The 15,087-nt window shown below is 46.6% G+C and carries 17 protein-coding genes; 9 read left to right on the forward strand and 8 right to left on the reverse strand.

Going from position 1 to position 15,087, the window contains the following annotated elements:
- Positions 1 to 14 precede the first annotated feature (14 nt).
- Positions 15 to 920: a magnesium transporter CorA family protein gene (locus U719_RS03560; RefSeq protein WP_023467340.1), complete on the reverse strand. Its 906-nt coding sequence runs from the start codon at positions 918 to 920 to the stop codon at positions 15 to 17.
- A 104-nt stretch (positions 921 to 1,024) separates the two neighbouring features.
- Here U719_RS03560 and U719_RS03565 point away from each other — a divergent pair, with 104 nt between their 5' ends.
- Both U719_RS03565 and namA read left to right on the forward strand, forming a co-directional pair.
- Complete coding sequence (locus U719_RS03565) at positions 1,025 to 1,945, forward strand: HD domain-containing protein (protein WP_023467341.1); 921 nt, start codon at positions 1,025 to 1,027, stop codon at positions 1,943 to 1,945.
- A 12-nt stretch (positions 1,946 to 1,957) separates the two neighbouring features.
- Positions 1,958 to 2,989: an NADPH dehydrogenase NamA gene (gene namA, locus U719_RS03570; protein WP_023467342.1), complete on the forward strand. Its 1,032-nt coding sequence runs from the start codon at positions 1,958 to 1,960 to the stop codon at positions 2,987 to 2,989.
- Positions 2,990 to 3,052: 63 nt separating this feature from the next.
- Here the strand turns inward: namA and U719_RS03575 are convergent, their stop codons facing one another.
- The 4 genes from U719_RS03575 to U719_RS03590 form a co-directional block, all read right to left on the reverse strand.
- Positions 3,053 to 3,970: a peptidylprolyl isomerase gene (locus U719_RS03575; RefSeq protein ID WP_023467343.1), complete on the reverse strand. Its 918-nt coding sequence runs from the start codon at positions 3,968 to 3,970 to the stop codon at positions 3,053 to 3,055.
- Between the two features lie 259 nt (positions 3,971 to 4,229).
- On the reverse strand, positions 4,230 to 4,799 hold the full coding sequence (locus U719_RS03580) for an HTH-type transcriptional regulator Hpr (RefSeq protein ID WP_023467344.1): 570 nt from the start codon (positions 4,797 to 4,799) through the stop codon (positions 4,230 to 4,232).
- An 83-nt stretch (positions 4,800 to 4,882) separates the two neighbouring features.
- Complete coding sequence (locus tag U719_RS03585) at positions 4,883 to 5,224, reverse strand: hypothetical protein (RefSeq protein ID WP_023467345.1); 342 nt, start codon at positions 5,222 to 5,224, stop codon at positions 4,883 to 4,885.
- A gap of 114 nt (positions 5,225 to 5,338) precedes the next feature.
- Positions 5,339 to 5,764, reverse strand: coding sequence for an HIT family protein (locus tag U719_RS03590; protein ID WP_023467346.1), 426 nt, complete (start codon positions 5,762 to 5,764; stop codon positions 5,339 to 5,341).
- A 128-nt stretch (positions 5,765 to 5,892) separates the two neighbouring features.
- Between U719_RS03590 and U719_RS03595 the strand changes: the two genes are divergently transcribed.
- The gene (locus U719_RS03595) at positions 5,893 to 6,945 is read left to right on the forward strand and encodes a hypothetical protein (protein ID WP_023467347.1); all 1,053 of its coding nucleotides are present in this window, start codon (positions 5,893 to 5,895) and stop codon (positions 6,943 to 6,945) included.
- Between the two features lie 36 nt (positions 6,946 to 6,981).
- Here U719_RS03595 and U719_RS03600 read toward each other — a convergent pair whose 3' ends face one another.
- Positions 6,982 to 7,233, reverse strand: a complete 252-nt coding sequence (locus U719_RS03600; protein WP_023467348.1) for a GlsB/YeaQ/YmgE family stress response membrane protein — start codon at positions 7,231 to 7,233, stop codon at positions 6,982 to 6,984.
- Between the two features lie 33 nt (positions 7,234 to 7,266).
- Positions 7,267 to 7,515 (reverse strand): GlsB/YeaQ/YmgE family stress response membrane protein, encoded by a 249-nt coding sequence (locus U719_RS03605; protein ID WP_023467349.1) that lies wholly within the window; start codon positions 7,513 to 7,515, stop codon positions 7,267 to 7,269.
- A gap of 328 nt (positions 7,516 to 7,843) precedes the next feature.
- On the opposite strand from U719_RS03605, the gene U719_RS03610 reads away from it, so the two are divergent.
- Positions 7,844 to 8,578 (forward strand): ABC transporter ATP-binding protein, encoded by a 735-nt coding sequence (locus tag U719_RS03610; protein WP_023467350.1) that lies wholly within the window; start codon positions 7,844 to 7,846, stop codon positions 8,576 to 8,578.
- A complete protein-coding gene (locus tag U719_RS03615) occupies positions 8,575 to 9,711 on the forward strand; it encodes an ABC transporter permease (RefSeq protein WP_023467351.1) in 1,137 nt (378 codons plus the stop codon). The genes U719_RS03610 and U719_RS03615 overlap by 4 nt, the downstream gene beginning before the upstream one ends.
- A 55-nt stretch (positions 9,712 to 9,766) precedes the next feature.
- Here U719_RS03615 and U719_RS03620 read toward each other — a convergent pair whose 3' ends face one another.
- Positions 9,767 to 11,065 carry an ammonium transporter gene (locus tag U719_RS03620; RefSeq protein ID WP_023467352.1) on the reverse strand — a complete coding sequence of 433 codons (1,299 nt, stop codon included), beginning with the start codon at positions 11,063 to 11,065 and terminating at the stop codon, positions 9,767 to 9,769.
- Between the two features lie 117 nt (positions 11,066 to 11,182).
- Between U719_RS03620 and U719_RS03625 the strand changes: the two genes are divergently transcribed.
- The 4 genes from U719_RS03625 (at position 11,183) to hemG (ending at position 15,003) form a co-directional block, all read left to right on the forward strand.
- A complete protein-coding gene (locus U719_RS03625) occupies positions 11,183 to 11,485 on the forward strand; it encodes a MerR family transcriptional regulator (RefSeq protein WP_023467353.1) in 303 nt (100 codons plus the stop codon).
- Between the two features lie 143 nt (positions 11,486 to 11,628).
- Positions 11,629 to 12,675, forward strand: a complete 1,047-nt coding sequence (gene hemE / locus U719_RS03630; RefSeq protein WP_023467354.1) for a uroporphyrinogen decarboxylase — start codon at positions 11,629 to 11,631, stop codon at positions 12,673 to 12,675.
- Complete coding sequence (gene hemH, locus U719_RS03635; protein ID WP_023467355.1) at positions 12,672 to 13,604, forward strand: ferrochelatase; 933 nt, start codon at positions 12,672 to 12,674, stop codon at positions 13,602 to 13,604. Before hemE ends, hemH begins: the two co-directional genes overlap by 4 nt.
- Positions 13,594 to 15,003, forward strand: coding sequence for a protoporphyrinogen oxidase (gene hemG / locus U719_RS03640; RefSeq protein ID WP_023467356.1), 1,410 nt, complete (start codon positions 13,594 to 13,596; stop codon positions 15,001 to 15,003). Before hemH ends, hemG begins: the two co-directional genes overlap by 11 nt.
- Positions 15,004 to 15,087: the final 84 nt, after the last annotated feature.

Consider the following 15,087-nt stretch of genomic DNA (forward strand, 5'->3'; position numbering starts at 1 on the left):
TTATGTTCTGATATCTATTTTTTTGGTCGACTGTTCTTTGGCATCCGAACAAGAGCGCCTAACCATCCACGCCAGCGCATCCAGTAGAAGATGCCACCAGTCGAGAGAAAAATTAGACCAAGGGATAGGGCGTAACCGTATTTCCATTCTAATTCCGGCATGATTTTAAAGTTCATCCCCCAAATCGCACCGAGAGCCATCGTTGGTGTCGCGACGGCAGTAAAGATTGTTAATGCCTTCATGATTTCGTTTCCACGGAAGTTCGAGACGGTCGTCGATAAGTCGAGCAGGACCTCAATGTCTTTTTGATAATGTTCAATGAGCATCAACAGACGGCGGACACGTTTCGTAGCTAGTTTCAACGAGAGATCCTCGAGATACGCGTCCTCGTCGAGAAATGATTCTTCACCAGCCATGACGAGCTCTTGAAACGGAACGATTAAATCGGACCAGTTCTCGATCGTGTCGCGTAAAGCGAAGATGCTATCGAGCGAATCTTCATTGATGCTGCCACGTAGTTCATCTTGTCTTGAGAATAGTTCCGTCTCAAACTGATCGATACCGGCAAAATACGTGTTCAGCTGTAAAGCAAGAATCGTATAAAAGGCTGCGAATGGATGCGCGGGAGAATAGGGAGCGACCAGGGACACGATTGAATCCGACAATCCAATCGTGATCAGTTTTTCTTTCGTTACATAAAAGCAAATCGAGCGGCGGTCACTTTTGTCGACAGGATTTTGCCAGGTGACGACAGCGCCATAGAGAACCCCTTTTTCCGAGCGGGTGAAGTTCATGTCTTTCGATCGCAGCTGCGTCACCCAGTCCATTTCGGATTGATCGACGGCAGCCGTCGGAAAGGTTTGTTCATAGTCAGCTAAATCGAGATAGCGAGACCAATTAAATTGAGGTTCCAGTTCCATGTTCATGACTCCCATATAGTAGAATGAAATAGTATATGCCTTAAGTGTAGTCAATGGAATATAAAAAAGACACCTATTTTACAGATAAAGGACGTGTTTCAAGTATGAAAGGAATTGGTAAATTAGCAGTTGGAGAAACGCTCGATCAACGAGCGATGATCAAGCAAGCGGTCAAAGGAATTGCAGCGAATGGGAAACCATACTTGACGCTCATCTTGACGGATAAGACAGGCGAAATCGAGACGAAGATGTGGGATACGAGTGATCTTGGAAAATATGCGCCGAAATCAATCGTCCATGCTGCTGGAGAAGTCATGGACTATCGAGGGCGGACACAACTCAAGCTCAAACAAATCACGGTTCTAGAGGAGACGAATGTCGAGGACTATGTCCAATCCGCACCGATTCCGCGAGAGCAAATCGAGACGGAAGTCCTCGCGTTCGTAGAATCGATTCAGAACAGTGATATGAAAAAGCTCGTTAAACATTTGATTACTTCGCGATTCGACGCTTACTTCACGCATCCGGCAGCGGTCAAGAACCATCATGCTTTTTACTCGGGGCTGTCATACCACGTCCTTTCGATGTTGCGTCTAGCGGATCAAATCGCTCAACTCTATCCGACCTTAAACCGTGACGTGCTAATCAGTGGCATCATTCTGCACGATTATGCGAAAATCAAGGAGTTATCCGATCCGGTTGCACCGGAATATACGTTGCCTGGTAAACTCGTCGGTCATATTACGATGATGGTAGCGGAACTTGAAAAAGTCGGAGCAGAATTACAAATTGACGCAGAAGTACTGACGGTCTTGCAACATCTCGTCTTAAGTCATCACGGACGACCGGAATGGGGTTCTGCTGTCGCACCACAGATGCGCGAGGCAGAAGTTTTGTTCTTGATCGATAACCTTGATGCACGGATGACGATGATGGATCGTCTCCTTGAATATGTCGAGCCAGGACAGTTCTCGGAACGATCATTCGCACTAGATAATCGTGCTTTTTACCGTCCGAAGCTATAAGGGGGAGAAAAGATGAAGACGAAGTTGTTTGATACGGTTCAACTCGGAACGTTGACATTCCGAAATCGGGTCATCATGGCGCCGATGTGTATGTACAGTGCAAAAGAAGATGGACTCGTTACGGATTGGCATGTCACGCACTATGCAACCCGTGCGATGGGTGGTGTCGGTGGCGTCATCTTAGAAGCGAGTGCTGTTACGCCAGACGGTCGCATTTCAGCCGGTGATCTTGGAATTTGGTCAGATGTTCATATCGAAGGCTTACAACGGATCGCAGAGCAAGTCAAAGCAGCGGGTGCAAAAGCAGGCATTCAACTGGCCCATGCCGGGCGCAAAAGTACGACGGCAGAACCACCCGTTGCACCGAGTGCTTTACCGTTTGATGATACGTATACACATCCACGAGCATTAACGCTTGAGGAAATCGCGACGATCAAACAACAGTTCATCGATGCAGCACTGCGTGCGGAACGAGCAGGGTATGATTTCATTGAAATTCATGGGGCTCATGGTTACTTACTGAACACGTTCCTCTCTCCGTTATCAAACGTTCGTGAGGACCAATACGGTGGATCGGTTGAAAATCGGATGCGCTTGTTGCTAGAGATCATTGATGGCATTCAAGCCGTTTCCAAGCTCTCGATCTGGGTCCGGATTTCAGCAGCCGATCACGCAACAGGGGGAATGACGGCGACGGATTATATTCCACTCGCGAAAGAACTAGCTGCACGTCACATCGATCTACTCGATTGCAGTTCAGGGGCTGTCGTCGCTAATGCCGTACCGGAAGTGTATCCAGGCTATCAAGTGAGCTATGCAGAAGAGTTGAAACGAGAGACGGGTATTGCAACAGGCGCGGTTGGATTGATTACGACAGCTGCCCATGCAGAAGAAATCGTCCGTAACGGTCGAGCAGATATCGTCCTGCTCGCACGTGAACTACTTCGCCAACCTTATTGGGTCTATCATGCGGCAGCCGAACTAGGAGATACGGTCGCCTTGCCGAAACAATACGAACGGGCACCAATCCGGACGGTTCGTTAACTATCGCTCATATGAATGAAAAACGACACGAAAAAAGGAAGCCTTCGCGGCTTCCTTTTTTGATTACTGCTGTTGTTGTTGCATCATTTGTTGTTGCATTTGTTGTTGTTCTTGTTTATCTAAATCAAAAGCATCCTTGAAGTCTTTGTTTTCGATTTTAACATCGTATTCTTTCATGAGTGAACGGTAGATATCGTTCGGGTTGACTTGTGCTGCTTTTTCTTCAGCAAGTGCTTTTTTGATGCGTGCTTTTTCTTTATCAAGCGTAAAGTCTTTCTTTTCTTTACGATCGACTACTTTGATGATGTGGTAACCGAATTGTGTTTTAATTGGATCGGAGATTTTACCTTCAACGCCATCCTTGAACGCATAATCTTCGAATTCCTTGACCATTTTACCTTTTGTGAAGTATCCAAGGTCTCCACCTTTTGCACCGCTACCTGTATCTGTTGATTTCTCTTTTGCCAGTTTCGCGAAGTCCGCGCCGTCATCCAATTGTTTTTTGATGTCTTTTGCTTCTGACTCTTTCGCAACGAGGATATGGCTTGCTTTGACTTCGACTTTTTCTTGGTCAAAACGCTCTTGGATTTCTTTATCTGTTACTTTTGATTTCGCAGATTTTGCTTCCGTTAAGAGCATTTGTGTGCGAAGAACTGTCTCGAATTCTTTTTCGTTCTTGATTCCAGCAGATTTCAATGTTGTATTGAACTGCTCTTTATCCGGGAACTGGTCTTTTGTCTTCTTGACTTCTGCTTCGACTTCTTTATCCGTGACTTCTTTGCCGTATTTCTTCTCAAGCAATTTGTTCATTGTTTGCTGGAAAGCGATTTGAGCACCAGCTTTTTCGTATGCTTCTTCTTGGACGTCAGCCTTGTTGACTTCGCCACCTTTGTAATTGATGACGGCTTCGTCATTTGATCCACATGCTGCTAACGTAAATACACTTGCGACTGCTGCTGCGCCTAACAATTTCTTTTTCATACATACACCCCTAATTTACCATTTATTTCAACCGTTTTATCATATCATATTCTCGTCTGGTTGACAGCTGTATCTTGTCATGCCAAGAGATACTTGCTCTTTTCCATGCTATCACATCCAAGTAGTCGGTTGAGGATAATTTTTATGGGAAATTGTGAGGGAAATAACGCTCTTGAGACATAGTAGTAATGTCCTTGTCATGAGGAAAAAAGACCTAAAAAAAGCATTCTAGCTAGAGGCTAAAACGCTTTTGGTAAGGTTATGCTTTTTTGATTGAGTCCATGACTGGATCTTGAGGGCGACGATCTGCTTCTTCTGTGATCATCTTTGATGTCTCAGCGAATATGTCCATGAAGCTGTCGCCATACAAGCGACGTACGATCGCAGAAATGTCCGTTAATTCCGGGAACTTCCCGTACAATTCCTGAAGAGGAAGTGATGCACGGAAGACACCGTTTTCTTCAGGGCGGAACGCTTGAATCGTCTCAAGCAAGAGTGATTCGCCCTCTGGTGTCAACTGGACGTAGGTATTTCGTTTATCTGTTTCCTTTTTCGAGAACGTCAACAATCCGCGGTCTTCTAACTTCTTCGAGAAGTTGAATGCCGTCGAGACGTGCATGACACCATATTTCGCGATCTCTGAAATCGAGGCACCGCCTAGCGCGTGCGAAATCCACAAGATATGATGTTCATTGATGTTCAGATCAAAGGGCTTGATCCAATTTTGCCAATCTTTTTCTACCGTTTTCCATAGTGCTTTGCTTAACTGGACAATCTTGTGGCTATACAACAAAGCCTCTTGTCCAGGATATAACTTTTCGTGTTCCATATCTGACTCATCCTTTCGAAAGGTGACAATGGCTCAAACGCGCAAAATGCAAACTATACAAAAACAAATCGAAGCAACGGATCTTACTTTTGTGGAGAAAGCTGGTCTGCTTCCTGTTTCGCTTCATCAGCGAGAGACTGGATCTTCGTGAGCGATGCTTGGACTTCCGTTTGGTATTCCGAGACGCTCTGCATGACTTCTTCTTTGAAGTGCATACCAGACGCTTTTGCTGTCTCTACTAAGTTCTTGCCCTCCTGGGTCAAATCCTGCACATTCGTTACGATTGTAGAATAAGAATTTCGACGTTGATGACCGTTCGAAGAGTCGCTTTTCGTACCTTGGCGAAGCGCCTTCAGACCGTAAAAAGTCACAAGTGTTAGCGTAGCACCAAAAGCGACCCAGTTACGGGCGGGACGCTTCGACATATTGAACCTCCTTTTTAATATTAAAATATTTGTTTCATATTATTTTACCGAAAATCGAATGAAAGAAACCTATTTCGGCAATATTTTTCTAAGAATAGAAGAAAAAGAACAGACTTAGATGCGAGAAGCGATCGAGTTAGCGAGTTCAGCTAATTCCTCTGCCGTGTAATCGTCATTATGAACTTCCCATTTTGCACCGAAACCGTCTTGTTTATCGTGACGCGGAATGAGGTGCAGGTGGAAGTGAGAGACCGATTGACCCGCTACTTTTCCTGTATTCGATAAGAGATTCATGCCAGCTGCCTCTGTCTCTTGTTGAAGCGCACGACTGATTTGCGGGATCGTCGCAAATACGTCTTGTGCTTGTTCAGGAGAGAGATCATACAAATTATCGGCATGTTGTTTTGGGATGACGAGCGTATGTCCTTTCGTCACTTGTGACAGGTCAAGGAAAGCGAGAACTTGTTCGTTCTCGAATACGATATGACCAGGGACTTCTTTGCGAGCAATTTTACAGAAGATACATGACTCTTTTTGCATGGAACGTTCACTCCCTTGGGTAAGATAATATTAGTATACGGAAAGTTTCCGACTTCCGCACGATTGACAGTCAAATTGAACCCGATACACTTAGAAACATACAGCTACTGAAGGAAGGAGCGAATTGCATGGCATCACGAGTAGCCTCGACGGCACAAAAAAAACGAAAACGGCGCCTGCTCGTCGGTAGCGTCATCATCGTCGGTCTTTTCTTATTCGTTGCCTTTTGGTTTGGACGTAACATGCAAGAAGCGGCGAGAATGGAGAAAACAGACGAGCGTCTTGCTACCTTGTTAAAGGAAAAGGATCAGCGTGGATTCCAACAACTCGTCACGATGAATGGTAAGTCACTACCGATGAGTGAAGCGACGCGACTCGTTAATTGGTTGACGGCTGACTCAGAACGGACGGACCGGGTCATCGCACAAGTCAAACAGGATCAAGGCGCAGGGAAGCAAGTGAAGACACATCTGTTTTCGCTTCAAGAAGAAGATGGATGGCTTTGGTATGACCGGTACTCTCTCGATGTGAATCCTCAGCGGTTAACCGTTTCAAGTGATTTACCGGGAACGAAGATTTCATTAGATGGAGAAGAAGTCGGGACGATTGATCAGAAATCCCTTGAACTCAAGCGATCTCCTGGAGAGTACGATGTTCAAGCAAGTGCGGAACAATCCGGACAGACCGTCCAGGAATCAAAGACTGTACAACTCGGAGATGAACCGAACGCGACAGTCGACTTTAAATTGGCTGATCGATTCAATACGACCGTTTCGAACGAATATGCAGTCGATATCAAAACGTTACTTGAGACGGAAGTGAAAGCCCGGACTGGAAAAAGTATCGATACGATGACTGGCTATCTCGGACGTTCGCGTGACTCGTTCGAGAATACGTTCGGCACGCCTGATTCGACCGTTGCCAATCGAGCACGATACGATGGATATGAAGTGACCTATCAATCGGGGCAGGTGGAAGAATTGCTAATCCGATTAAATAAGACTCCAGATGAGTTAGAAGCCATCGCTGGAAAACCAGAACGAAAGAAGCGCGAGCAAGTCGGTACCGTTTGGGAATATCCGTCTAGTTTTCTCGAAGGTGTGTTCGAATGGTTGAACTTACGAGCAGAAAAACGAGTCGTCGAGCGAGAGGACGGTATGTGGTTACAATTAAAAGACTAAAAAAATCCTCGGACTAGAACGTCCGAGGATTTTTGGTTATCGTTTATTCACCGCACGGAGAATGAACGATACGATAAGGATAAGAATGATAGCTCCGAGTAAAGCAGGAACGATTGCGAATCCGGCAACCATTGGACCCCAGTTTCCGAATAATGCTTGACCGATCAATGCACCAACAAAACCAGCGATGATGTTACCAATGATACCGCCTGGAACATCCTTACCTAAAATCAAGCTTGCTAGCCAACCAATAATACCACCGACGATTAACGCCCATAAGAATCCCATTTAAAACACTCCTTTTCAATTTAAGATCTATGATTACTTACGTACTGCCCGGAGAATAAGTGAGACGATGAAGATCAAGATGACTGCTCCGAGAATAGCCGGAATGACTGCGAAACCAGCAATTTTTGGTCCCATTGAACCAAAGATGGCTTGACCGATCATCGAACCGATGAAACCAGCGATAATGTTACCGATGATGCCACCCGGTACGTCTTTCCCGATAATTAAACTTGCGATCCAACCGATGAGACCACCAATGATGAGTGCCCATAAGAAACCCATTTCTAAACATCTCCTCTACATATTAGTTTTACCTGTTTTCAGGCAGTTATAAACACGTGCGAAAATGAAAAAATCTGAAATCGTTCATTCTTTAGTTCATTCTTTAAATGACTAGACGATTAGACCACTTGATAGAGAATGAATAGACGATTCATTGATTTCACTTTCAATTTACATGTAAATCGTTTTCATATATTGATGTAACGATTACACTTAGAGTAATTGCCGAAAAAACAAGTATTAAAACATTATATTTTAAAAAACTAGGCGTTACGCTAGAAAAACGAAGCGAGTCTACTTTACGATGAGCCTAAAGGGAGTGGCAGATATGTTATTAGACATTAAAGATTTGTCAGGAGGATACGGATCAAAAACCGTTCTGCATGACATCAATATCGAAGTCGACCGAGGTGAACTCGTCGGTCTAATTGGGTTGAACGGTGCCGGAAAATCAACGACGATCAAGCATATCCTTGGTCTTTTACCGGTCAAGACGGGATCGGTTCGAATCAATGGATTGGATTTAACGACGAACGAAACCGAGTATCGTCGCCAAGTGGCGTATATTCCGGAGCAGCCGATGTTATATGAACAACTGACGTTACGGGAGCACCTTCGTCTGATGGCGCAAGGATATGACGTCGAAGAAGCAATCGCGACAGAACGCGCGCAACATTATGCTGAACGACTTCGAATGACGAAGCAACTCGAATGGTTTCCAAGTGTCTTCTCAAAAGGGATGAAGCAAAAAGCGATGATTTTATGTGCACTCGTCACAGGCAGTGAACTGTTGATCGTCGATGAACCGTTCGTTGGACTTGATCCACTGGCAATCCGAGAGTTACTTCAGATTTTTAGTGAACTGAAGCAGGACGGTAAGGGGATCTTAATGTCGACGCATATTCTTGAGACAGCCGAGCGTCACTGTAACCGATTCGTGCTCTTACATGAGGGGCACATTGCAGCAGAGGGAACGACAGCTGCTTTACGCGCACGATATGGACTGCAAGATGGAACGCTGGATGATCTGTACGTTGCCGCGATCGAGGAGGCGGAACGATGAACAGCCAGTCCTTATGGAAGGAACGCTACCAGGCGGCGATGACGGAAACGGTGAAATATACAAGGTACATGGCGAATGGCGGACTGTTATTTACCGTTTACTTCGTTATTTTGTACGGTTTAGTCGTCTACGGACGTTTCCTCGACCAACTCGATCCATCGTTTCCAGGTCGATTCGTCATGGCAGCCTTGTTTCTGATTTTACCGCTCTATCGGACGAGTCGGACGTTTCTCGTTGAGGCGGACCAAGTGTTTCTATTACCGGTGTTAGCGAAGTTATCAAGTTTCATGCAACAAGTACGAGCGTACAATGCGGTCTTTGGTATCATCCGTGCCGTGATTCCGTTTTTAGCTGTCGTTGTTCTCTATGTTCGAACGGAACAGACGACACCACTTGAACTTGTTTTACTTGGGGTAGCGCTTGCTTTGTTCGGAGCTGCTGCGAATTTATCAAAGCTTGAAGGCATCGCACATCGGACGGTGTTACTGTATGCGTGCGGAGCGGCGCTACTCGTCATCATCGATATGGCGTGGATGACAATCGTCGTCGCACTTCTCTTAATGGTCGTACTCCATTTAAAGCGTCAGGACCATCTTCCTCTACGCGAATGGATTGCGCTCGAACAGGAATCGCGTGATCGTTTTTATCGATTAGCGAACTGGTTCGTCGATGTGCCGCATTTATCGGCAACATATAAACGCCGTCGTCTCTTGAGTAACATGGTCGAGCGGATTCCATATCGAGCGCAAACGACATTCGATTACTTGTATGTCAAACAGTTCATCCGGAGTGGAGACGGGATCGGATTGATTGTTCGTTTGACGCTGATCGGGGCTGTGTTCATGTGGTTAGCGAGTGGCAACGAGTTGTTCGTTGCGCTTGCAATCCCTGCGTTTGCAGGATTGACAAGCTTTCAACTAGCACCGTTCACGAAGGCAGTGGACCAACATCTATTGACTCGTCTATTACCGTTTGGAAATGCTGTACAGGCGAAACGAAAAATCATCCGCTTCGCAGCAATCAGTCAATGCATCGTCTTGACGCTACTTGGATTCTTTTTAAGCGGATCCATCTATGTCGTTGGTGGGGCAGCCTTGGCGCTTGTGATTGGTGAATACTACGCTCGAAAATAATAAACAAGAAAGAGCCTACGCGATGAATCCATCGTGTAGGCTCTTGTTCTTTTTATTAATTGACGCGTTCGTTTGAGAGATCTTCTTCTTCGACCATACGCAATTCTTTGCTGACAGGAGCAGGGAGATCGTAAGAAGATTGACCATGTTCCGCAACGTCCAGTCCGCGGAGTTCATCTTCGCGTGTGATCCGAAGACCAATCGTAAGGTCGAGAACTTTTAAGAATGCATAACTCAAGACACTGACGATGACGACGGCAAAGACGACACCAAGTGCTTGAACACCGAGTTGCGTAAAACCGCCACCATAGAAGAGACCAGCTTGTCCGATCCCTGTGATTTCAACGAGTCGTGGTGAAGCGAAGAATCCAGTTGCGAGTGTACCCCAGATACCAGCGACGCCATGAACGGAGAAGGCACATAATGGATCATCGACACGGCTTGCGAGAAGAATGCTCGTTCCATATGTGATCACACCAGCGAGGAAACCGATGACGACAGCTGCCCACGGTTCGACGAAGGCACAGGCTGCTGTGATGGCAACGAGTGCAGCTAAGACACCGTTGATGATCGAAGGGATATCTGCGACACGACGGTGCCAGAATGAGATGGCAAGAGCACCGAGGGCACCTGCTGCAGTCGCAAGTAACGTCGTCAAGGCAACGTAACTAAAGAATCCATCGGCAATCGTTAGTGTCGAACCAGCATTGAAGCCGAACCAACATAACCAGAGGATGAAGGCACCAACGACAGAATAGATGACGTTGTGTCCGAGTAACGGTGTTTTTTCAGCACCGATTCGTTTCTTGAGCAGTAAAGCAGCAACGAGTGCAGCAATCCCACCTTGTAAGTGAACGACCGTTGATCCAGCGAAGTCTTGCATCCCGAGCGAACCAAGGAATCCACCTGCCCAAACGGAACGTGCAATGATCGGATAGATGATAGCAACGAAAAACGTTCCGAACAACAGGTAGACGGATAATTTAGCACGTTCTGCGAATCCGCCCCAAGCGATCGCGAGGGAGACAGCGACGAATGAGAGTTGGAAGAGGAACTTCACATCAATCGTGATGTTCGACCAATCAAGACTGCTGAATCCTCCTTGTAAAAAGAATCCTTCCGTTCCGATGATAGAATTGCCATCACCGAACGTCAATCCGAATCCGATGGCCCAAAAGGCGAGAGCGGCAACCGAGAAGCTGATGATTTGTTTGACGGCGACGTGCCCCGCGTTCTTCGCCCGTAACATCCCTGTTTCTAGAAGTAAGAATCCGATTTGCATCGTAAAGACGAGCAGTGCTGCGAATAAGACATAAAACGTATCGACTGAGATAGCGAGTTGTTCCAGTTTCATTGTCGTTCCTCCTTTATCCATTTAAAGTATGTGTTTACTTTAGACGGAAATACTTTCAAAGAAACGTGTTGTGTCAGAAAATCTGACATGGTATTTTTGTGGAAAGGAGTGACGAAGATGAACTACCGTGAAAAAAAGGTGATGTCGATCGGAATCGTCTGTGAATTGACCGGCTTGTCAGAACGTCAGATTCGTTACTATGAGGAACGGAAGTTGATCTTTCCAGAACGGACAAATGGAAAAACACGAAAATATTCGTTTACGGATGTCGAGCGACTCGTCGAAGTCGCGGAAAAAATCGAGGATGGCTGGCGTACGCACGAAATTCGAGAAAAAGAACGTAAGGTAACGGAACAGCAACGTTCAGACTTGATCCGCGGTCAGTTAAACGCTGCGTTCGGTCTTTACAAGAAACAGTGAACATTTCATGAACTGGTAACAGAACTGTCATTTTGTAAACGATTTATTGGCACAGACTTCTTAATTTCAGATATAATGTTTCTGTGTTCACAAACTTATCGTACGTTTTTTTGGGGCGTTAGAACGAGTATAAAGGGGTAGTTATGATGAAGAAATTCAATGATACGTTTTTGCGGGCGATCCGTGGCGAGCAGATTGATCACGTTCCCGTCTGGTACATGCGACAAGCAGGTCGTTATCAAGCGGAATATCGTGAAATCAAGAAGACGCGGACGCTTTTCGAGATCACACATGACTCGGAACTAGGCGCATATGTGACAGAACTACCTGTAAAACAATTAGGGGTCGATGCAGCGATTCTGTATAAAGACATCATGACGCCACTTCCATCGATGGGCGTTGACGTCGAAATCAAGAGTGGTATCGGTCCAGTCATCGCGAACCCGATTCGCACGATGGCAGATGTCGAAGCATTACAACCATTCAACCGCGAAGATATTCCATATATCTATGAAACGATTCGTTTGTTACGAGAACGACTCGAAGTACCGTTGATTGGTTTTTCCGGGGCACCATTCACGCTTGCGAGCTATATGATTGAAGGTGGTCCTTCGAAGGGATACCATAAAACGAAAGCATTGATGTATGGACAACCTGAGGTATGGCATGCCTTAATGGAGAAACTAGGTGACATGGTCATCGATTACATCAAGTCACAAGTGGATGCAGGAATCCAAGCGTTCCAAATCTTTGATTCATGGGTCGGAACGACAAGCCGGAAAGATTATGTCCGTTACATCAAGCCAACGATGGAACGCATTTTCACGGAATTAAAAGATACAGGCGTGCCGATGATCATGTTCGGTGTAGGAGCGAGTCACTTGGCAGAAGAATGGCACAGTTTACCGTTAGACGTCGTCGGACTTGATTGGCGTTTGTCGATTGACGAAGCACGTGAGCGTGGATTGACGAAACCTGTCCAAGGAAACCTCGACCCGTCTTATCTGCTAGCACCGTGGGATATCCTTGAAGCAAAAACGAAGGAAATTCTCGACATGGGAATGAAGCAACCAGGATTTATCTTTAACCTCGGTCACGGCATCTTCCCGGAAGTCGATCCAGAAGTATTGAAACGTTTGACTGCATTTATCCATGATTATTCGAAAGAAAAAATGGAGGTAGGAAAATGAAGACGTTAGGACTACTTGTTATGGCGTACGGTACGCCATATAAACCAGAAGATATCGAGCGTTATTATACGCACATCCGTCGCGGGCGCAAACCGTCTCCAGAAGCATTGGCAGAGTTGACGGAACGTTACGAAGCCATCGGTGGTGTCTCACCACTCGCACAAGTCACGATTGATCAGGCTGAAGAGCTACACCGTCAACTGTCTGAGAAATATGCTGGTGAAATCGAGTTCAAACTCTATCTTGGTCTGAAACACATCGAGCCATTCGTTGAGGATGCTGTCGAGCAAATGGCAAAAGACGGCATTACGGAAGCGGTCACGGTCGTTTTAGCACCACACTATTCAACGTTCAGTATCCGTTCATATAACGGTCGTGCGAAGGAAGTCGCGGACCAACATGGTATTCGTCTCGCATCCGTCGAATCGTGGTACAAAGAAGAAGCGTTTCTCGATTGGTGGGGGAAAGAAATCCGCAAGACGTTCGACGCTTTACCAGTACCTGAAGAGAAAGCCGTTCTCGTCGTTTCAGCACACAGTCTACCTGAGAAAATCATTGCAAACGGTGATCCATACCCAGAGCAATTGAAGGAAACAGCCGAATTGATCGCGCAACGTGCTGGTGTACCGCATATGATCACAGGCTGGCAATCGGCTGGACAAACGCCAGAACCATGGCTTGGACCAGATGTTCAGGATTTGACACGTGACGTCTACGAAGAAAAAGGATATGAAGCATTCGTCTACGTACCCGTTGGTTTCGTTGCCGATCACCTAGAAGTATTGTTCGATAATGATTACGAGTGTAAAGTCGTCTGCGACGAACTCGGAATTCACTATGCGCGACCTGTCATGCCAAACGCAGATCCAGCTTTCATGAAAGCTGTCACGGAAGCCGTCGCGAAACAGGTGGGTAGTTATGTCCAGTAAACGTCTCGTCATCGTGGGCGGTGGTATATCAGGACTTGCAGCCGCCTATTATGCAGAGAAGCAGTTTCCAGAGATGAACATCACGTTACTCGAGGCAGAGGGTCGTCTCGGTGGTAAGGTGGCGACATATCGGGACGAAGGATTGACGATCGAGCGGGGACCGGATTCATACGTCGCACGGAAACACGTGTTGACGGATCTCATCGAAGAGATCGGATTAGGGGAGCAACTCGTTCGCAATAACACGTCGCAAGCGTATATCTTGGATGCGCGCGGTCTCCACCCGATTCCAAAAGGTGCCGTCATGGGCATCCCGACCGATTTAGAGTTATTCGCAGAGACGTCTCTACTGACGGAAGAAGAAAAGGCAGAGGTGACAGAACGCTTGCTTCACCCTGCTCCTGATTTGACGATTCCGGAAACAGACATCCCATTAGGGGAATACCTGCGTCCGCGTCTTGGAGATGCGCTCGTCGAGAAGCTGATCGAACCGCTTCTTTCAGGCATCTATGCGGGTGATATCGACCGGATGAGTACGTTCGCGACCTACCCGCAATTCGTTGCGAATGAGCAAAAGGCTGGAAGCTTGTTCGAAGGGATGCGCCTCATGCGTCCGCTTGATCAACAACAAGGTCCGACGCTCAAAGCGACAGGTCAATTCCTATCACTTGCTACTGGACTCGAGTCTCTCGTCGAGCGTTTAGAAGAGGTGCTCGAACGGACAGAGATTCGTCTAGAGACACCACTTCGCTCCATCGAACGGGAAGAAGGCGGGCGGTATCGTCTCGAAACGGATCATGGTCCAGAATATGCTGATGATATTTTGTTGACGATTCCGCATCGCCAAGTCGTGTCCCTGTTACCAGATGCGACGCTTCCAGGGCTTGCGAACCTTTCAACACACTCGACGGCGACGGTCACGTTGATTTTCGATAAGGAAACAGCGTTACCGATTGATGGAACGGGATTCATCGTCAACCGTCGGGCGCCGTATTCAATTACAGCATGCACGGCGATTGATCAAAAGTGGAATCATGCAGCACCGAATCATACCGTGCTCCGTGCCTTCATCGGACGCCCCGGAAAAGATGCACTCGTTCGTGAATCTGACGAAATGATTGAACGCGTCGTCTTAGAAGATCTTGAAAACATCTGTGGTCGTCCATTGCAACCGGAACGTGTCGTCATCAGTCGTCTCTTAGACGGCTTACCGGCCTATACGGTAGGACATGCACAGCGGATTCAAGAAGTGCGAGAAATCGTCGCTTCTCATTATCCGCACATTCATTTAGCCGGACTCGCCTATGATGGTGTTGGATTGCCAGACTGTGTAGCAGGTGTCAAAGCGACGCTTGAACAAATGGCGTTACAACAACCGGAACCATGTAAAGAATCATGACACACCTAAACCTTTTTGAAGCTAGCCGTGCTTCAAAAAGGTTTTTTTGTCTTCAGAAGAATGACACGGAAGGAAACGGGAATA

Source organism: Exiguobacterium sp. MH3 (assembly GCF_000496635.1).
GTDB lineage: Bacteria > Bacillota > Bacilli > Exiguobacteriales > Exiguobacteriaceae > Exiguobacterium_A > Exiguobacterium_A indicum.